Below are 18699 nucleotides of genomic sequence, written 5' to 3' on the forward strand. Positions count from 1 at the left end.
TCAATGCAATCATGCATTCAATTGCCGGTCAAGATAAAAAATTGTATGATACAAATCTTGCAAAACGGCCCGCGATAAGGCAGCATCTGCTAAGGAGTGGGCTTCTCCACCCTTGAGAATGCGTCCTTAGAGCACTCCTCGGGGCCCTTGCTGCGCATCTGTCGTGGGTCGGGTTTGTCTGAGACAATGCGCTTCATGAATTCATGCAATAGGGGGTCTTTAGTATGGCATCAGGGCGTTTCAAACGATCGGTGGAGAGTTCGTGGCGCGGAGGGCTGCGCTGCGACATACGCGCAGGAAATTTCGTTCTCGTCGCGGATGAGCCGAAAAGCGTCGGAGGAGATGGCAGTGGGCCTCAACCCACGGAGCTTCTGCTTTCGGCTGTGGCGTCCTGCTTTACGCTCGCAATCGCTTTTAGCGCCAAAAGGCTATCGGTCGAGTTGCAGCACTTGGCGGTGACGGCGACGGGGACTTACGACGGCCCTCGCTTTCGCGCGATTCATATATCGGCTCGCATGGGATGTGACCCCTCGATGATCGATGCCCTAATCAGTCGTGCGGAGAGCCTGTGCTACGTGACCAACACTCTTCGCTCCGATGTTGAAATTTCTGTCGACGCGGCAGGCGAGCCCTCCATTGCGGGGGCGCCCTGAATCGCGCGGGAGATCACGCGCGTCCTTGACGTTCTATCGGATGCGACATAGCGTATACACTATAATACTACGCGTCGCCACAGGGAGATCGGCGTCATGCCTGGTAGTGAGCTTCCAAACTTCCTTGATCTTCCCCCACGTTCGGCGAAACCCCGTTGTAAAGGGATCACGCACGTTCTCGACAAAGGCTGTACGCTGCTGGCGACGGAGAGCATCCTTTCTTCGGCGGCTCGGATCATCGACGTCTGGAAGTTTGGCTTCGGCACATCCTACGTCGATCCGACCGCCCGAGCGAAAGTCGCCGTTCTGCGCGCTGCTCAAGTCAAGACTTGCACCGGTGGCACGCTGTTGGAAGCAGCCTGGCTTCAGGGGCGAACTGAAAGCTTCTTCGCGTTCGCAAAAGATATCGGTTTCGATTGCGTGGAAATCTCGGACGGCGCGACAGATATGCCATACTGCGATAAGCAGATGCTTATCGCCCGCGCCCGGTCTTTTGGGTTCGAAGTGATGTCGGAGATTGGAAGCAAGGATCCCAGTAAGATCCTATCGGCTGTCGACTGGATCTCCCAGATCGAAACTGACTTGATGGCCGGTTCCGACTGGATCGTCGTGGAAGGACGAGAGAGCGGAACAGTCGGCCTCTACGATGATTGCGGCAAGGTCCGGCACAATGTGCTCCACGCGCTCGCGCGAAGCCGCCGGGCGGACCGCCTTATCTATGAGGCGCCGCAACGTGCACAGCAGGCATTTCTTATTCGGCAGTTCGGGTCAGACGTCAATCTCGGCAATATTCTCGTCGACGAGTTGATCAGCCTCGAGGCGCTTCGGCGAGGATTACGCGCCGACACGCTGGGAATCCTTCCAAACTCTTATGCAATCGAGGGGGAAAGAGGCAAAGATGTTCGCATTTGAGCCGTCTGCTCCCAACGTCACGCCGACACGGTACCGCCAAGTCGCGCTCAGCACGAATGTCGATAACCTTGACGCGGATTGGCTCATAAAACACTTTTCGGGCCGAGAAGCCTATATGCGGACGCGTTTCATCGTCGCCCGATGTGGCGGCGACTCGGCTGTCCTCGAGGTTGCTCGCCCCGAGGATTCTGGGCTTTTCTCAAGAATTAGGGAGGTGCGAGTGCTCGCACCTCCCAACGCCTGCCGTTACGTCGTCGCGCCGGCGATCGACACGGCGGTTCCTTCCCAGCTCGCGCGCCTGGCGATGGAGCACCCCCGAGCATCCTGCATTGTAGTCGAGGGGCGCTATTCGCATGTGAGTTTCCTTCTGAATCCGGCGCCCCTCGTGCTGAATGTCTTCGATGTTGTCCCTCCCTTTCCCTCGAAATTGCTCGATCAGGTCCAGCGTGTTCTGGACATGGCGGAGGATTTACCTCCCATCGTGGCGGTTCCCAGTTTCGTCGACAGCCGAGAGGAGCTGGAGAGAGCTTGCAATCCACTTCCCGCCGAAGTGCTGGCGCCCTGCCGAGGGGCCGGCATAGACATCACCGGCGCAAATGCTTCCTTCCTCGATGAGAGGCCTTCTAAACGAGACTGGATACTGCTCGGCTGCGAGCGTTCCCAACAGATCCATCGCTGGTTTTATGGCTCCGCGGCGCCCATTGTCGATATATGCCCGAACCGCTTTTTGGATGGGCGACTCGGCGGCGCGCAGACAATCGCACGATGTTGCCTCATCCAAGAAGGCGTCGAGGAGCGTTCGCGAGCGACATATGTGCCGTGGGGCGCGTCTCTTGCGGAAGTTCGGGAAGCGATCGACCGGATCGTGCGAAAGGTCGGAGTCCCATGGACGCGCACATGATCGACTCCAAGATCTTCGGTCACCGGTGGTCCACGCCCGAGAGCCATGAGATTTTCGGTGAAACCGCGCGGGTAGCGCGATGGCTGGAAGTGATCGTGACTCTTGCCGAGGCTCAGGCTGAATGCGGCATTATCCCGGTTGCAGCGGCTGAAGACATCGGCGCCCTTCGCGGCGCCGAGCTGCCACTCGATCGCATCGCCGAGCGAACGCGGTCAACGGGTCACTCTACGCTTGGCATGATACAAACGCTGCGAGAGCTGTTGCCCGCTACGTCGTCTGAATATGTCTATTTTGGCGCGACGGTGCAGGATGTGTCCGACACAGCGCAAGTGCTGGAGATGAAAGCTGGCGGCGCGTTGCTCTGGAGAGACTTGTGGATGCTGGAAGGCGCGCTGATAGAGCTCGCCCGTCAACATCGGGAGACGCCCATGGCGGGCCGAACGCATGGGCAGTTGGGAGCGCCGATTTCCTTCGGGTTCAAACTCGCTTCATGGGCGGACGAAATCGGCCGCCATCTCGAGCGCATGCGCGGCGCTCGGAGCCGCTGGCTCGTCGGACAGCTCGGTGGCGCGGTCGGAGCATTGGCTTTCTTCGGAAATCGTGGGCTCGATCTGCGCGCCGCATTCTGCCGTCGGCTCTCATTGCGCGAACCGGCAATCTCCTGGCTATCTTGTCGGGATCGCATTGCCGAATTCGCCCACGTAGCCGCCATGGCCGCGACAAGCCTCGCTCGCATCGCCAATGAGATTTACGTCTTGCAGCGTAGCGAAATCGGCGAGCTTCGTGAACGATCGCAAAACGCGACCGTGGGGAGTATCACTATGCCGCACAAGCGTAATCCCGAACGCAGCGAGCAGATCGTGACGCTCGCGCAACTGGCACGCGCCCAGTCCAATATTCTTACCGACTCGCTCGTCCATGAACATGAGCGAGATGGGCGGCACTGGAAAATCGAGTGGTCTGTCTTTCCGACGTTATGTCACTCCGTTCTGGCTGCAGCCGCCATGTCCAGAGAGCTGGTCTGCGGGCTCGAGATTGATATGGCCGCGATGCGACGCAATCTGTCCAACGTACCCGCGTCCGAGCATTTGCTGAGCGTGATGTCCGCTCGTCTTGGCAAGCACCGTGCGCAAATGCTGCTTCAAGAGGCTTATCGTGCGGGTGCCGAGGAAAAAGTTTCTCTCACGAGCCTGCTGCAAGGCTTTGCAACGCAACACGAACTCTCGGGGCTTGCGAGGGTAGACTTTGGGTCATGCGCGTTGATGGTCGATCGCGTGGTTGAGGCGGCGGGACGCCGCAGGGCGTTGGAATCGGAATGCTGGCAATGAGGCCAATTTCACGGGTCGAACTCGGCGCCTTTCCCACGCCGCTGGAGAGAGGTTCGGATTTGGGGGAAATTCTCGGGATCGACGATTTGTGGATTAAGAGAGACGATCTCACGGGCTACTCGTGGGGCGGCAACAAGGTAAGGACGATCGAGTTCATCCTGGGAGACGCCATTGCCCAGGAATCAGACTGCCTGGTGGTTTGTGGAGGACCGACATCCAACTTTGCGGCGCTGATGGCGGCCGCATGCGCGAGGCATGGAATTGCGGTCTACCAAGTGTGTTACGGAGAGGTTTCACATCGTGAACCGATTGCGCTCGCTTTCTCCCTGGCCGCGGGCGCGACAGTGATGTTCACGGGATCGGCCAACCGTGCGAGCATGGATGACGCCGCGAAACAATGCGTCAATGATCTCAGGGTCAAAGGGCGTCGTCCTTATCTCGTCCCTCGTGGCGGCGCGACCGTCGTCGGCGCGTTGGGATACGCCCACGCGGCCGGAGAGTTCAGACGGCAACTTGCGGACGTCGGGTTGCGCGACGTTACCGTCGTTATCCCGGTGGGATCGGGCGGAACGATTGCTGGTCTTGTCTCCGGGTTCACACACGATTTTGAAAACGAAAATGACGCTGGAGCTTTCAATATCGAAGTCGTCGGCGTCTGTGTGTCTCGACCGCCTGAGGAGTTGTCGCCCGTGATCAACGCGATGGCGACCGCTTGCGGAGGTGGACGAGGCGCACTGCGATCCGTTCACTGCAAGTGGCGACTCGTCGACGGCCGCGGCGCGGGATTCGGAGTCTGCGACAGGCACGAGGATATGTTCATTGACGAGATCACGCGCCGTAGCCGGTTACTGGTCGACACGACATACAACGGCAAGGCGATGATCTGGCTCGGAGATTCATTAAGCCGGCCGGCAGGCTCTGTCGTCTACTGGCATACGGGGGGATTTCTCGCTGTCGCCGACCGGGCCGCAAATCGAATCACACAACCGCCCGTCAAATCTCGAGATGGAATGATATGATCTCACCGACCCGCGACTACCACGCCCGCATTGAAGGCCCTTCTTCTGATCGACCGGCGCAGGAGCTGATCGAAGCTGGCTTCGCCTGGGAGATCGCAGATGCAGCGGTTCTGCATCACGGGCTCAACATGGCGGACTTCGGGCATGTAATCGATCTGCACCATCGCGGAATCATCTCGGACAGTGTCGCGCGCCAGGTTTTGGGTGTGCTGCTGAAAATCTATCACACGGACGCTGCAGAGTTTCCTTACGATCCGCAGCTTGGCGAAGCATATAACTCACGCGAACAATACGTAGTAGCTTCGCTTGGAGATGTCGCGGGCTGGCTCCACGCGGGCAGACCCCGCCGCGAGGCGGCGCGCGTTGCTCTACGCATTTCATTGCGTCGCCTGACCGCGGAGTTGCTGAAATCCGCAGCCGATTTCGCTGAAACTGCAAGCAATATAGCTGCGCGGCATGCCGAAACCTTCATGGCCGATCAGACGTATCTGCAGCAGGCCCAGCCGTCGACCTTTGGCCATTATCTTCTAAGCTTCGTTCCACCGGCGCTGCGTGACGCCGAGCGGTTGCGCACGGCGCTTAGCCAAATCAATGAAAGCCCAGGGGGAGCTGGGTGCGTCAACGGGAGCCGTCTGCTTGGGGATCGCGCGTTTGTCGCAGACCTTCTCGGTTTCGACAGGGTGATCGAGCATACGCGAGACGCGATGTGGCAGACAGATACGTTTATCGATCTCTTGGGGACGGGCGTGAGTCTACTGTCCAACCAGTCAAAGCTCGCCGAAGATTTGGAAATCTGGTCAAGCCAGGAATTCGACTATGTCGATCTCGCCGGGCCCTACACGCGCTCGTCAGTGCTGATGCCACAGAAGCGCAATCCCTACGCGCTTTCGATCATACGCGGTGGAAGTGGCATGTTGATCGGGCGTCTTGCTGGCTTCCTTGCGGTCGTTAAAAGCCCATCTGCTCGGAGCGACAACCTGATCTTCGCCTACGGTGAGATTCCGCGGGCCTTAGAGTATGCGCGCAAGGTGAGCGATCTAACGAGAGGCGTCGTTGCCACTCTGGTGGTCAACGAGGCTCGTCTATGGAAGGCGCTAGAAAATGGTTTCAGCCAAGCGACCGACCTAGCCGAGCACGTCATGCTCGAATGTGGCGTCGACTACAGGACAGCGTACCGAATCGTCGGCGATGCGGTTAAGGCGGCGAGCAGAGCCGGACGACGGGGGATAGATATTGATGTAGAAACGATTCATCTGTCCGCGCAGCGAGTGGCGGGCGTGGAGCTTTCTCTCGATCCCGATAGGCTGGCGGCGATCCTCGATCCCAAACAGATCGTCGCCAGCCGGTCCTCGGCCGGTGGGGCCGCGCCCAGGGTCGTCGAAACGATGGCTGCAGAATATGGGGCGTCTGCGCGCCGATTGAGCGCGCAAGCGAGTGCGGATTTGGCAAAATTCGCGCAAGTAGAGAAGGATCTCCTTTGCCGGGTCGAAAAGCTCGTTGCTGGCTGCTGACCGTGAGGCACAGCAAACGCACCGACATGCGCAGGAGAGGAGGAGAGAATCATGCGGCTGCTTGTCATCGGAGCCGGTTCAACGGGGGGCTATCTTGGAACGCGGTTGGCGCAGGCGGGGCGTGACGTTACCTTCCTTGTGCGACCTGAACGCGCCGCACAGATAAGAGAGAGTGGGCTCCGGATTATCAGCCCCTTTGGCGATACAATATTCCACCCGACATTCATTACGGCGGAAACTATTACCAAGCCCTACGATATCATCCTGGTAACCGTAAAGGCCTTTCAGCTCGATGCCGCTCTTGACGCGTTTTCACCGGCGGTTGGCGGCAACACGATGATCCTGCCGGTCCTCAACGGAATGCGTCATATGGACATCTTGTCGGAGCGATTTCCGCACAACGTAATTGGCGGCGCTCTGAGAGTTATGACCGTTCTCGAAGAGGACGGCCGAATTATACAGCTTTCGCTCCTGCAGGAATTGGCCTATGGCGAACTCGACGGCAGCCTGACTCCGCGGATTCAGGCGCTGGACGCGTTCCTCCGAAGCGCTCAGATTGGAGCCCGGCTTTCGAGCTGCGTCCGTCGCGAAATGTGGGAGAAATGGATTTTGCTTTCTGCCCTGGGAGCGGTCACTTGCCTAATGCGCGGGCTAATAGGCGAGGTAGAAGCTTGCCCGGAGGGCAAAGCCTTTGCGCTCCAGATTCTAGATGAGATCGTCGCGATTGTCAGAGCGGTGGGTGAGGCCCCATCGGATAATTTCCTCACGGCAACACGGCAACAGATTATCGCCAAAGGTTCGTCGGTGGCCTCTTCGATGTATCGGGATATTGAGCGTGGCCGCTCTATTGAGGTGGAAGAGATTATCGGCGACATGGTGCGTCGTGGGAAAAAAGTGGGGATCAACGCGCCTCTCCTCTCCGCAGCCTACGCTCATCTCTGTATTTACCAGAACAGGGTCAAGGCTGCATGAGCGTGCGTTATTGAAGCTTGAGAAAGGGGCCTGATTGCTCTTTGATGGCGTTCCTTTGCAGCGCATTCGATTGGCTTGGCTCTCGCATAGAGTTCTCTCGTCGGGCATCTCCGCTCGATGGGGCGGGACGACCAGCGGTCCCGTTTCCTTCAAGCCGCGGAATCCGGAGAAGCGCATGAACGACAATCGCCTTTTCTCGGCCGCAGCGGCCCGCAACCGAGGGCCCATCCTGGATGTGTTGCGGGCGGTTCTGCCCAAACAGGGGCTCGTGTTGGAGATCGCGAGTGGTTCCGGCGAACATGTCGTGCATTTTGCGGCCAACCTGAAAAACCTGACGTTCACGCCATCGGACCCCAGCCCAAAGGCCTGTGCGAGCGTCGCGGCGTGGATCGCGTGCTCTGGCGCCCAGAATGTGCGGGCGCCGCTCGCTCTCGATGCGGCGAGCGCGCCCTGGCCAATCGAACGGGCCGACGCCGTCATCTGCATCAACATGGTCCATATTTCGCCATGGGCGGCGACGGTGGGCTTGTTCGACAATGCAGGCGCGATTCTGCCGGCCGGCGCGCCGCTCTATCTTTATGGCCCCTACAAACGGGACGGCGCGCATACCGCGCCGAGCAACGCGGAATTCGACGCGGGCCTTCGCGCGCAAAATCCCTCCTGGGGCGTGCGTGATCTCGAAACAGTGGCCGATCTTGGCCGCCAGGCAGGCTTCGAAAGACCCGACATTGTGGAAATGCCGGCGAATAATCTAAGCTTGATTTTTCGCCGCAGCGCCGAGACCAGACAACCGACGCCGGCGGCGAAAGACATCTTCGACGAACGGAAGAGGCGAGCGTGATTCCCTGGTCTTTGATCGACACGGCGCAAATACCGGGCGGCGAGGGCGCGCTGCGACTCATGCGTCGGGGAGGCGAATTTTCGATCATGCTCGGCAATAATGAACTGATGAACAGCCGTTTGAGTGGATCCGAGCAAGCGCTTGCCACACTCTCATATGAGAGAATTCGCTCTTGCCCAGCGCCGAGCATCCTCATCGGCGGACTTGGGATGGGTTTTACTTTGCGCGCCGTGCTTTCGGTCCTCGATCCAAAGGCGCGAGTCGTCGTCGCGGAACTCGTCCCAGCCGTGGTGGCATGGGCGCGCGGCCCAATGGCCGAATTACACGGGGGGAGTCTGACGGATCCGCGCGTCTCGATCCAGGAAACGGATGTGGGCCGCCTCATTCATTCGGGGCGGGGGTCCTATGACGCAATCCTCCTAGACGTGGATAACGGCCCCGAGGGGCTGACGCGCGAAGCCAATGACGGGCTTTATCACAGCGCGGGATTGACGGCGGCCCGCAAAGCCTTGCGTCCAGGCGGCGTCCTGGCCGTCTGGTCTTGCGCCCCGGATCGCAGCTTCACACAGCGACTCCACAAGGCGGGGTTCGGCGTCGAGGAGATCAAGGTGCGCGCCAATGGCGGACGAGGCGGAGCCCGACACGTCGTCTGGATCGCGACGCGCATCGATCGTGGCGCCCAATAGTTCCCCTAGTCGATCAAGACTTCGTCAACGGCTGGTAAGCCAACGAGCCTTGGCCCCTCTTGAAAAGGAAACCAAGTTCTTTGACGACCAAGCGGAAGATCTACGGCGCGACGGTCACGCAAGCCGGGAGACTGGCGCGGAGCGTTTGCGCCAAGACGTTCATCGCTTTGTGCCGCGGCTCGCCACGGCGAAAAACCAGTCTGACGCGCCGCGATACGTTAGTCCCCTTTATCGGCAGAACGGTCATGCGATTCTTCCGATCCCGCCATGCTTCTACGGCGAGTTGCGGAACAAGCATCGTTCCATAGCCGGCAGGCGTGAGCTGCAGTAGGATTCGGCTTAATTTTCGGCTATCTTCCGTGCCGGCCTGCCGCGGCGATGAATCCGATCGACGCGCTGAGGCGGGAGTAGACCGCGAGCGTGCGGCTCCCCATGCCCATAGCTGTGGCGCTCCCGAGATCGACGTTTCCGCCACCCGAGAAATTTCGGGTGGCCAAAGCGCGCTCGACGCCGCCGCTTCGAGGGGCGCGAGATTTCGCGGCGCTGTTTCGCTCCAAAAAATGTGCCGGACTGGTCGAACAGGCTCTCCCTAAGCCGGCGGCGACAGCGGCCGAGGGCTGGTCAGCAAACAACCTCCTTAGACCCCACATCTAAACTCATGACCAATAGCTGACAGTCGCTGCGATGCAGACGGCTGCGAGGAAGTTGGTCGTGCTCCGATCGTCGCGTGTGGCGAAGCGCCTGCTGGAAGGCAAAACAGACGGATTCTCGGTCAACACTGCGACATTTTGGCGAACGCCTCCACCGCGCCGCGTGAGTATTGGGAAGCCATGTCGGCCATCAGCGCCTCGGACTGCTCGACATGCAAGGGCTGCGCTTGTGTCGCGGTTCCTGTGCCAAAGGGTGGATGGGGATCGTATTCGATAATCCACTCGGCCAATTCAGCGCTAGCCCGCCCGAAAATGCGTTCGACTGCGAGCAGTGCAGCCTCGAAGCTGCCAACGCCAGGGCCCGCAGTGTAAAGATTACCGTCGACGACAACGCCAGCGCCCCCCTGCACCACCTCCGCCGCCCCGAGGTGGGTTAAAATCGGCAACGCGTTATGGCTCGAGGTCACGCGCCTGTTCTTGAGAAGACCTGCGGCGCCGAGCATAAGAACGCCATTGCAAATGCCGATGACGCAACGAGCCCTGCGCCCCTGCGTTGCGACGAATTCAATCGCCTCGGCGTCGTTCTGGATTTCCGGCGGCAGCATCGGGACAGCGATGACGTCAAGATCTGGACAATCTGCGAAGGTCGTTGTCGGCTTCGTCCACCAGGAAGGGAAACCTTCGACCAAGTCCAGTGATTTCCAGACCAAATGAATTTCGGCGCCCGGCATCAGCCCGAAAATTGTCTGGACGCCGACCATGTCCATGGGAATGAAGCCGGGCCCGATGACGATGCCGACATGGAATGGCGCGGTCCCCTGCGGCGATATCATGGCGCGGAGTTTCTCGATTGAAGGCACGCTGGATTTCTCGGGTAAAATGGGCATGCGCGTTACTCCCCGGCTGTGATTATCGAGGACACCATAGCCAACGCAGACGATGGCAGAAATGACATATATACCTCAAAATCTGTCATTGACGGCGCCAGCAAATGGAGGCAGCCTATGGCTGCAAGGTTGATCAGCCATGGCTCACAATGTCGTACGGTCCATAGCGATCGTCGTTTATCCCGGCTTCGAATTGCTCGATCTCAGTGGTCCGCTGTGCGCTTTCAATGTCGCCTCGTGCATGCATGAGGCGCCTTACGCGCTCTCGGTCATCTCGGCGCGAGGTGGTTCGGTCGTCAGTTGTTCCGGGGTGTCCGTAGGCTCCTCGAAATTAACGCAAGATGGTATCGACACACTCCTGGTGGTCGGCGGTCCCGAAGGCCAGGCGCTCGAACGCGATCGACGAACGGTCGCGCTGCTCGAAAACCTAGCGCCGAGAACGCGGCGCGTTGCGAGCGTCTGCACAGGCGCATTCCTACTGGCGGCAGCGGGGCTGCTCGACGGCCGCAAGGCTACGACACATTGGCGATATGCCGCTGCGCTTCAAAGGCGCTTTCCAAAACTTCGCGTCGACGCCGACCGGATTTTCATCAAGGATGGCAACATCTGGACAGCGGCGGGAATCACATCCGGCATCGATCTGGCGCTTGCGCTCATCGAGGAGGATTTTGGCGCGGGACTGTCGAAGGCCGTCGCGAAAGACTTGGTGGTCTATCACCGCAGGCCGGGAGCCCAGTCCCAGTTCTCTACCATTCTCGAGCTCGAACCGGCGTCAGGTCGGATCAAGGACGCGCTTTCCTTCGCGCGTGAACATTTGCACGAGCCGCTCACGGTCGAACGACTCGCTGGAGCGGTCTGCATCGGTGCGCGTCAGTTTGCGCGAGCGTTTGTCAACGAGACAGGAGAAACGCCCGCAAAAGCCATCGAGCGCTTGCGCGCCGAGGCTGCAATCCCCCTGATCGAAAAGGGGACCGAACCCATCGAATCAGTCGCGCGAAGCGTCGGCTTTGGCGACGTAGAAAGAATGCGCAGGGCATTCGTGAGGATTTACGGCCAACCACCGCAATCGCTACGACGCGCCAGCCGGCTGAACGCGCGATCTGGGTCCCCGGCGATGGGTGGAGCGGATCGAGCATGAATCTCTTGGGCTCTTCGGCGGTAAATTGGGAATTTGCAGCGCCATCCCTCAGATCGAAGGAATAGCGGAGCAGATCAACAGCTTCCGGCTTGTTAGCGCCTCCCTAATGCTATATACCTATTGTCAGGGTATCCGTATATCCAAAACGAGGTATCTAGTGGCGTATAGCATCAAAGACCCCGAAACCGACGAGCTCATCCGCAAGCTCGCAAAGGCGAAGCGCAAGCCCATCGTCGAGGCGATCAAGGAAGCCTGCGCGAATGAGCTCGCGCGCGAGCGGGCGAAAATCCCTTTGTGGGAACGACTGCAGCCGCTTCGCGCGCGCGTCGCGTCGCACCCCGCCCGGCCCGAACAAACGCACGCGAGCCACAAGGGTTTTTTCGATGATATGTGGAGCGACGAGAAATGATGATCGACGCATCCGCGTTTCTCGCGATCCTTCTGGAAGAGCCGGATGGCCCGGAGATGGCGCAGCGTATCGCTGCGGCGAAGGCGCCATATACGTCCCCTCTCGCGGTTTATGAGACCTGCGCGCGCCTGATGAGCGCGCGCCAGATCGCCGCCAATGACGCGCAGGACATGCTGCGCGAATTGCTGGACGAGGCCGCCGTGCGCGTCGTTCCTATCACTGAAGGCATGACAAGCGTCGCGCTCGGCGCGTTCGAGAAATACGGGCGAAGCCGCCATCCCGCCGCTTTCAATTTCGGGGATTGCTTCGCTTACGCCTGTGCTCGCGCCTACCGCGCGCGCCTCTTGTTCAAAGGCAATGATTTTTCGCAGACCGACATCAATGATTCCGTGAGATATTGACGCCCCGGGACGAATCTTCGAGCCAACGTCGCAATTCAGCGCGATTGCCGATCGGCATGGTTCCTCATGCGCGTGCGCTACGCTCGCTTCTGGCCCGCTATATTTCTCGTCGTCTACGGTCTTGGCCGCCGTCGACGGGCTGGCCCAGATGCTCACCGGAAGAAGCGACTACTTCCATTTGACGGGCCACGGGGTGCAAGAGGGGACTGCTGCAGCCGCACGGAGGAAGCCGATGCTCGGCGCCAGAAACCTGTTTGCGAACGTGCCCGAACGCTTGATCGACGAAGAGATCACGATCTTGGCCGAGTTGCCGGGCGCGAGGATCGAGCGGATCGTCTCCACCGGGCAGGCCAGCCAGCCTGGCTTCTGGTACGACCAAGAGCAGGCGGAATGGGTCGTGTTGCTGGGCGGCTCGGCGGGCTTGTTGTTCGAGGGCGAGGCGGCGCCGCGCATCCTGCGTCCGGGCGATTACGTGGAGATCCCGGCCCACGCTCGGCACCGCATCGAATGGACGGACGCCAATGAACCGACGGTGTGGCTGGCAGTGCATGTGGGCGCCAAAGCTGGATGATGCGGGGCCGATAGCTCGGCGTCGCGGGAATTGGAACGCGCACTGCGCAGCCCTTTGATGTTACGCTTTGTGCAGGAGACGCCTGAGCTTTGTTTGGCGATCTGGCCGCGCCGCCAGCTTTTTATCGAGCCGCCGCCAGCCGATCACGACGCCCGTCTCGCCGAGCACGAAACCACCGCCGCAAAGGAGAAGCATGACGACGTCCCAGAGCGGACGCGCTTCGATGAGCGGGCGCCAATCCCAACTGTGGGGAAAGGCGAAAAGCCACCGGTAGCCGCGCTGCCCCAGGTCATATTTGCGCAGCGGCTGGCTTTGGAAAGCGTGCTCGGCAATTTGATCACGAATGCCTCACGCGCCATTTTCGAACCATTCTGGCGAAAAGAAAATACGACTACTGGCACAGGACTCGGGCTCTCCATTGCAAGAGAAATTATTGGCAAGCTTGGGGGAAAATTGGATCGAGGAAACATCGGGTTGCGGCGCTACGTTCAAGATAGCGCTAGTCAGTTCAAAGCCAGAGCGCATCGTAGTTTCGGAATGCTCCGCCCATCAATGATGCATTAGGGAGCAATAATTCAAAAAACGTGATCGACGCTGGATCGATGGCCCTCCGAGCATGGCCGTGTTTATTAGAAACAGAAATGACGGTGATGAGGTGCGGATGTGCACTTAGTCATGAGCCTGTCAAAGTTCAGATGTATACCTAAATAGCAAATGAGCCACAAATAGTTGACCATTGTTTATCGTCACAAGCTTTCGCATAGTATTGGCTCAGGCATTGTTAAGCGGCCCAATTCAACGTAAACATTATTGGTGGAAATTCATGCGCTACGCACGTTACATATTTGGTCTGCTTTATGTCCTCGCGGGCTTGGCGAAGGCCTTCCCCGACATTGAGAACGTGCCGCAAACGCTGCGCACAGCGGCGTTCAACAACACCGGGACGATTCTCGAGCCGATCAGCAGATGGCTCGCAGACCACGGCGGAGTCGTGACGGTCATCGTTGGCGTCGCGCTGTTCGCTTCGGGCGTCAGCTATCTTTTCGACCGCCTCGTAATGGCGGCGGCGGTCGGCCAATTGGCGATGATCGCCTGTTTCATCGCCATCCTCGCAAAGACGACTCCGGAGATCGTCGCTATCGACCTGCCTTTTGCGATCGTCGCAATTTTACTGATCCGCGACAAACTGCAAAAGCGGCGCGCTCCTGCAACGCCACCGACAGCGAAGCAAGATGATCTACGACAGCGCGCATCGGCTGTGACGCAGAACCGATAGACCAAGCCGGCGTTGAACATCGATGATATTGCGGCCGCGCCGCGGCCGATTGATCCCGCGCGTCTCGAAGCTTGGGAGATTGCGATGCTTACGCGAGAATTCGACAGACCGAGCTCGCAAGAGTTCGACCACTTTGGGGATACCCGTACGTTTGACGCGCCAGGTTTCGCGGACGTCATCGTCGTCGGCGGCGGACTGGCGGGACTGACCGCCGCTTGGCGCATGGAAGGATTTGATGTGACTCTCCTCGAAGAGGGTCGCAATGTCGGCGGCGCCGCCCGTTTCGAACGCCATGGCGAATTGCGGTTTCCCACTGCAGCTTCCTGCCTGCAATCGCCGGCGCCGGACGGAAGAGTCGCGGAACTCTTGAAAGATCTTGGCCTGTGGGGTTCGTGGCGCTCGACGTCGGATGATTTGCTGGTGCTTTTCAAGACCGGCGATTTGATTGGAAATCTCGGCGTCGTGTCGCACGCTTTCCTTTCCCATCCAGCGTCACTGATGAACCCGAAAGTTTATCGCCTGACCGGATCGCTCATCGGGGCCGCGTTATCAGGCCAAGCCTATGTCGCCGCAGAAAAGCGGCTTGGCGACCCGATCTTCGCGCATCTGAACGCTTATCTGGCGCGCCTTGCGCCCGGAAAGGGCCGCTACCCCTCCATTCCGTGGAAGCCCGCCGACGGCTGGAGCCGCGCCGAAATGGAGCAATTCGACAGCGTCACTCTGGAGCAGTTGCTGTCCGACGCTCGCCTGCGCGAGACGCTGCCGCCAGACCTGCGTCCCCCCAAAAACCTCGATAATCTGGTTCGTGACGCCATCGTCACGACGTTGCAGGTCGAAAGCCTGACGCTCGACGATGTATCGGGCTACGTCGGGCTTCATTTCCTTATTGGCTACCTGTATGGCGAGCTTGTCGCGTTTCCGGGGGGCAACGGCTTCGTCACGGAGCGGTTGCGCGAGCGTCTGGAACTGCGCGAGAGCTTTCGCTGCGTCAATGGGGCGAAAGTCACATCCATACGCAGCCACGGCGCCGATCGCTATCGCGTGACCTTTCAACGCGACGGACGGGAGCATGTTGTCGAGGCGCGTGCGGTCGTATGGGCGGCGTCGAAACACGCGGCGCTCAAAGCGATACACGATCTTCCCTCCGCCCAGCGGGCTGCGATGGCCGAGATCGAATATGGCGACTACATTGTCGCGAACGTCATTTTGAAGCAGCCGGTCTGGGGCGACCGCTTCGGCGCATATATCATTGCCGGAAAAGACGAGGCCGCCCCTATGGGATGGTGCCGGATTGGCGGCTGCATCTCCGCAAACTGGCTCGATCCGACGCAAAGCCATCCAGGGGGCGTCCTCACGCTCCTTAAGCCGGTTTCTCGTCGCGACAACACGGGTCGGCTCGCAAAAGTGGCGTTCCGGGATCTTCAAGAGACGGCGCGAGCGGAGGTTTCGGACATATTGGCCTGCGCTGGCGTTCCCCCGCAAGCCGTCGAGGACATTCGCCTGTGGCTATGGCCCAAAGGGCTCGTATCGCCTCGTCCAGGACAAATGAAAAGCGACCTCTTCCGCAGAGCGTCGGCGCCCTTTGGTCGCATGGTTTTCGCTAATCAGGACACCTATGGCGTCGGCAATTTCGAGTCGGCCGTTGGCGCGGGACTCGATGCGGCCGAACGTCTGAAGATGGCGCTGGGCGCAACAAGCGTGCCGCTCAGTGCAGAGTTCTCGATGGTCTAACTGTTACCTAACCATTCAATTCGCGCAATTTCCACATACGAAGAGATAACAATGGCCGAAGCGATGAAATACGTCCGAGCGCTCGATGGGACGTTCGAGGAGGACCGCCTGATCCTGGGTGGAAAGGCCATGTCGCTGAATGCGCTTGCCCGAGCCGGCTTGCCCGCGCCAGAGGCCTATTGCGTTACGACAGAAGCCTATCGCGCTTTCGTCGAACGCTTCGGCCTTACAGAAGATACGACCAAAAACGATCCGGCGCGCCTGCGAGACGTCTTGGAGGCGGCTACGCTACCGCAAGACCTGCAACGCGAAATCATCGCCGCCTATGCGACGCTCGGAGGCGGGCGGGTCGCCGTGCGCTCGTCTGCCGTAAGCGAGGATTTGGCGGAAAGCTCGTTCGCCGGCCAATACAAGACATTCCTCAATGTCGAAGGCGAGCGTGCCGTCATCGACTGCGTAAAGCGCTGTTGGGCGTCATTATGGGCCGACCATGTAGCGGTCTACGGTCGTCAGCGTGACGCGGTCGCGCAGAGCGGCGACACGGAAAAATCCATCGCTGTAATCCTTCAGCAGATGGTGAGCGCCGACGCCGCGGGAGTACTCTTCACGACAGACCCGATCGGCGGAGACGCCAACCGCATGGTCATCGAGGCCGCCTGGGGCGTCGGCGAGGGAGTCGTGTCGAGCCAGGTCGTCACCGACAGCTATCTCGTCGATCGCACGGACTTCGCCGTCGCGAGGACAATCCGCCACAAGCCGATGCGCACGGTATGCAACCGCGACGGCGGCGTGGCGCTGGAAAAAACGCCCGCCACGCTCGCCGACGCGGCCACGCTGACGGACGATCAGGCCGCACAGCTCGCGCGACACGCGATGACTATCAGGCAGTCGTGCGGTCCGGCCTTCGCCGACAAGGAGCTCGACGTCGAATGGGCGATCAAGGACGGGAAGATCGCCATTTTGCAAGCGCGGCCCATCACTGTGAGCGACCCGCGCGCCGCCCACGCGGTTTTCGCCGATCCAGAGGAAGCGGAAAGCTCGCTGCGAGACAATACGATGTTCTCGCGCATGGACACAGGAGAGATCGTCACCGGGCTGATGACGCCGTTCGGTCTGTCATTCTGCCGGTTCTACCAGAACAACATTCACGGCCCGGCGGTCAAGAAGATGGGGCTGCTGAATATGTCGTCGTCGCGGCATTTCATGGGCTACATCCGCGGATACGTCTACCTAAACATTTCGGCCTCGGCCTACATGCTGACCCAGTGTCCGCCGACCCGCGATCACATGAAATTCACCAAGAGATACGCCACCGACGAGGTCGATCTCTCCAACTACCGCAATCCCTACGGCGAACCGGTGAAGGGGCTGGCCTATCTGCGCAGCGCCTTTTACTGGCTGCGCCAGCAACTCATCAATGTCGCGACTGCTGAAAAGACCGCGCGGCGCATGGAGGCGTTGGGCAAAGACCGCATCGACAGGTTTCTCGCGCTCGATCTGACGAAAATGAGTCTCGAGGAGCTCAACGCCGAGCTCGAACTGATCGACCGCAACTTTTTAGCGAGCTGTTCGGCCTATATGCCGTTCTTTCTGCAATCCTTCGCGCTTTACGACGCTTTAGCGGAGCTATGCGAGACGTGGCTCGGCGGGAGAGGGGAAGGCTTGCATAATCGCATCAAGGCGTCGCTCAATAATCTGCGGACGATCGACGTCACCAAAGGCGTCGTCGCGCTCGCCGACACGGTGAAGGCCCAACCAGAGCTGCGCGATCTCTTTTTGAACGGCTCGCCGGACGAGCTGGTCGAGCGGCTGCAACTCAGTAGCTCCGGCAAGACGTTTTGGGACGGTCCGTTCGCAGCGTTTCTGCGCCAGTTCGGAACGCGTGGGCGTCAGGAATTCGATTTGAGCATTGCGCGCTGGAACGACGATCCGCTTTATTTGCTGAAAGTCATCCGTCTATATCTGCTGAACGAATTCGATCTTTACGACAAAATGCGCGAGAGCGACGCGAAGCGGCGCGAAGATACCACGCGTCTGCTTTCGACCCTTCCGCTGAAGGCGCGGCTGAAGCTGCGCTTCGTGATCTCCGCCTATGCGAAAATGGCCGACCTGCGCGAGCGCGTCCGCCCCGTTTTCGTCGCCGAAACCTGGTTCTATCGCAAAATTGCGCTGGAGATCATACGGCGGTTGAGCGAAGAGGGCGTGGCGAATCTATCCGACCTGCCCTTTCTCGATTTCAACGAGCTGCGCGCTTACGTCGCGGGCCAAAAGACTGCGGCGCAAGCGTTCTCGCGCGAGCTCATTGAGAAAAATCGGCGCGAGCATCTCATCAATCTGCGCGCCGAGGAGCCACCCATGAGCATTGTTGGGGGCTATAAGCCGAAACGGTCAAACGCAGCGGCGCGACTCGCGGATGATAGCGACGCCCTTGTGGGACTCGCCGCGAGCCCCGGCGTCGTCGTCGCGCGCGCCCGCGTCATCACCGATTTGCAGCGTCAGGCCGAGGAGTTTGAGCCGGGCGAAATACTCGTGGCCAAATTCACGGACGCCTCTTGGACTCCGCTTTTCGTTCTCGCCGCGGGCGTTGTGGCCGACATCGGTTCGCCGTTGTCCCACAGCTCCATCGTGTCGAGGGAATTCGGCATCCCTGCGGTCGTCAACACTCGATCGGGGACGCTGAAAATCCGAACCGGCGACTTCCTTTATCTCGACGGAGACGCGGGCGTCGTTCGCATCGAAGAACGCGCCGAGCGGCAAGCCGCCGCCTGACAGAACCGCACAAAATTCGTGGCCCTTCGGGCATCGCGCCCGGC

At 59.8% G+C, this 18699-nt stretch carries 20 protein-coding genes and 1 pseudogene; 18 read left to right on the forward strand and 3 right to left on the reverse strand.

Annotated features, from left to right (window positions below; translation table 11 throughout):
• Positions 1 to 224: 224 nt before the first annotated feature.
• The 9 genes from QMG84_RS21480 to QMG84_RS18850 all read left to right on the forward strand — a co-directional run bounded on the left by QMG84_RS21480 (position 225) and on the right by QMG84_RS18850 (position 8823).
• Complete coding sequence (locus QMG84_RS21480; RefSeq protein ID WP_350356519.1) at positions 225 to 653, forward strand: OsmC family protein; 429 nt, start codon at positions 225 to 227, stop codon at positions 651 to 653.
• Positions 654 to 749: 96 nt separating this feature from the next.
• Entirely contained in the window at positions 750 to 1565 is an 816-nt protein-coding gene (locus tag QMG84_RS18815; protein ID WP_281932168.1) for a phosphosulfolactate synthase, read from the forward strand.
• On the forward strand, positions 1552 to 2466 hold the full coding sequence (locus QMG84_RS18820; protein WP_434085995.1) for an XcbA family protein: 915 nt from the start codon (positions 1552 to 1554) through the stop codon (positions 2464 to 2466). Before QMG84_RS18815 ends, QMG84_RS18820 begins: the two co-directional genes overlap by 14 nt.
• Positions 2463 to 3794: a class-II fumarase/aspartase family protein gene (locus QMG84_RS18825; protein ID WP_281932172.1), complete on the forward strand. Its 1332-nt coding sequence runs from the start codon at positions 2463 to 2465 to the stop codon at positions 3792 to 3794. The genes QMG84_RS18820 and QMG84_RS18825 overlap by 4 nt, the downstream gene beginning before the upstream one ends.
• Positions 3782 to 4813: a 1-aminocyclopropane-1-carboxylate deaminase/D-cysteine desulfhydrase gene (locus QMG84_RS18830; protein ID WP_281932174.1), complete on the forward strand. Its 1032-nt coding sequence runs from the start codon at positions 3782 to 3784 to the stop codon at positions 4811 to 4813. Before QMG84_RS18825 ends, QMG84_RS18830 begins: the two co-directional genes overlap by 13 nt.
• The gene (locus QMG84_RS18835; protein WP_281932176.1) at positions 4810 to 6324 is read left to right on the forward strand and encodes an argininosuccinate lyase; all 1515 of its coding nucleotides are present in this window, start codon (positions 4810 to 4812) and stop codon (positions 6322 to 6324) included. Before QMG84_RS18830 ends, QMG84_RS18835 begins: the two co-directional genes overlap by 4 nt.
• Before the next feature lie 51 nt (positions 6325 to 6375).
• The gene (locus QMG84_RS18840; protein ID WP_281932178.1) at positions 6376 to 7296 is read left to right on the forward strand and encodes a ketopantoate reductase family protein; all 921 of its coding nucleotides are present in this window, start codon (positions 6376 to 6378) and stop codon (positions 7294 to 7296) included.
• 175 nt (positions 7297 to 7471) lie between these two features.
• Positions 7472 to 8137 (forward strand): DUF938 domain-containing protein, encoded by a 666-nt coding sequence (locus QMG84_RS18845; protein WP_281932180.1) that lies wholly within the window; start codon positions 7472 to 7474, stop codon positions 8135 to 8137.
• The gene (locus QMG84_RS18850) at positions 8134 to 8823 is read left to right on the forward strand and encodes a spermidine synthase (RefSeq protein WP_281932182.1); all 690 of its coding nucleotides are present in this window, start codon (positions 8134 to 8136) and stop codon (positions 8821 to 8823) included. Before QMG84_RS18845 ends, QMG84_RS18850 begins: the two co-directional genes overlap by 4 nt.
• 100 nt (positions 8824 to 8923) lie before the next feature.
• On the opposite strand, the gene QMG84_RS21485 is transcribed toward QMG84_RS18850, so the two are convergent.
• The 3 genes and pseudogenes from QMG84_RS21485 to QMG84_RS18860 all read right to left on the reverse strand — a co-directional run bounded on the left by QMG84_RS21485 (position 8924) and on the right by QMG84_RS18860 (position 10240).
• Positions 8924 to 9121 carry a type 2 periplasmic-binding domain-containing protein gene (locus QMG84_RS21485; RefSeq protein ID WP_350356520.1) on the reverse strand — a complete coding sequence of 66 codons (198 nt, stop codon included), beginning with the start codon at positions 9119 to 9121 and terminating at the stop codon, positions 8924 to 8926.
• 358 nt (positions 9122 to 9479) lie between these two features.
• Positions 9480 to 9578: pseudogene (locus QMG84_RS18855) on the reverse strand (IS5/IS1182 family transposase); the annotation flags it as partial.
• Between the two features lie 17 nt (positions 9579 to 9595).
• The gene (locus tag QMG84_RS18860; protein WP_281932184.1) at positions 9596 to 10240 is read right to left on the reverse strand and encodes a DJ-1/PfpI family protein; all 645 of its coding nucleotides are present in this window, start codon (positions 10238 to 10240) and stop codon (positions 9596 to 9598) included.
• Between QMG84_RS18860 and QMG84_RS18865 the strand changes: the two genes are divergently transcribed.
• From QMG84_RS18865 to pigC, 9 genes are all read left to right on the forward strand, one after another.
• Entirely contained in the window at positions 10233 to 10382 is a 150-nt protein-coding gene (locus QMG84_RS18865; RefSeq protein ID WP_281932186.1) for a hypothetical protein, read from the forward strand. The genes QMG84_RS18860 and QMG84_RS18865 overlap by 8 nt on opposite strands.
• Positions 10383 to 10499: 117 nt before the next feature.
• Complete coding sequence (locus QMG84_RS18870; RefSeq protein WP_281932188.1) at positions 10500 to 11498, forward strand: GlxA family transcriptional regulator; 999 nt, start codon at positions 10500 to 10502, stop codon at positions 11496 to 11498.
• A 157-nt stretch (positions 11499 to 11655) separates the two neighbouring features.
• Complete coding sequence (locus tag QMG84_RS18875) at positions 11656 to 11907, forward strand: type II toxin-antitoxin system VapB family antitoxin (RefSeq protein ID WP_281932190.1); 252 nt, start codon at positions 11656 to 11658, stop codon at positions 11905 to 11907.
• A complete protein-coding gene (locus QMG84_RS18880) occupies positions 11904 to 12308 on the forward strand; it encodes a type II toxin-antitoxin system VapC family toxin (protein WP_281932192.1) in 405 nt (134 codons plus the stop codon). Before QMG84_RS18875 ends, QMG84_RS18880 begins: the two co-directional genes overlap by 4 nt.
• 121 nt (positions 12309 to 12429) lie before the next feature.
• Positions 12430 to 12879, forward strand: a complete 450-nt coding sequence (locus QMG84_RS18885) for a cupin domain-containing protein (RefSeq protein ID WP_350356521.1) — start codon at positions 12430 to 12432, stop codon at positions 12877 to 12879.
• 30 nt (positions 12880 to 12909) lie between these two features.
• Positions 12910 to 13443 carry a hypothetical protein gene (locus QMG84_RS18890; protein ID WP_281932194.1) on the forward strand — a complete coding sequence of 178 codons (534 nt, stop codon included), beginning with the start codon at positions 12910 to 12912 and terminating at the stop codon, positions 13441 to 13443.
• Between the two features lie 259 nt (positions 13444 to 13702).
• Positions 13703 to 14155 (forward strand): DUF6041 domain-containing protein, encoded by a 453-nt coding sequence (locus tag QMG84_RS18895; protein ID WP_281932196.1) that lies wholly within the window; start codon positions 13703 to 13705, stop codon positions 14153 to 14155.
• An 84-nt stretch (positions 14156 to 14239) separates the two neighbouring features.
• Positions 14240 to 15886, forward strand: coding sequence for an NAD(P)/FAD-dependent oxidoreductase (locus QMG84_RS18900; protein WP_281932198.1), 1647 nt, complete (start codon positions 14240 to 14242; stop codon positions 15884 to 15886).
• 51 nt (positions 15887 to 15937) lie between these two features.
• Positions 15938 to 18655 (forward strand): prodigiosin ligase PigC, encoded by a 2718-nt coding sequence (pigC, locus tag QMG84_RS18905; RefSeq protein ID WP_281932200.1) that lies wholly within the window; start codon positions 15938 to 15940, stop codon positions 18653 to 18655.
• Positions 18656 to 18699: the final 44 nt, after the last annotated feature.

Source organism: Methylocystis iwaonis, from assembly GCF_027925385.1.
Taxonomy (GTDB): Bacteria; Pseudomonadota; Alphaproteobacteria; order Rhizobiales; family Beijerinckiaceae; genus Methylocystis; species Methylocystis iwaonis.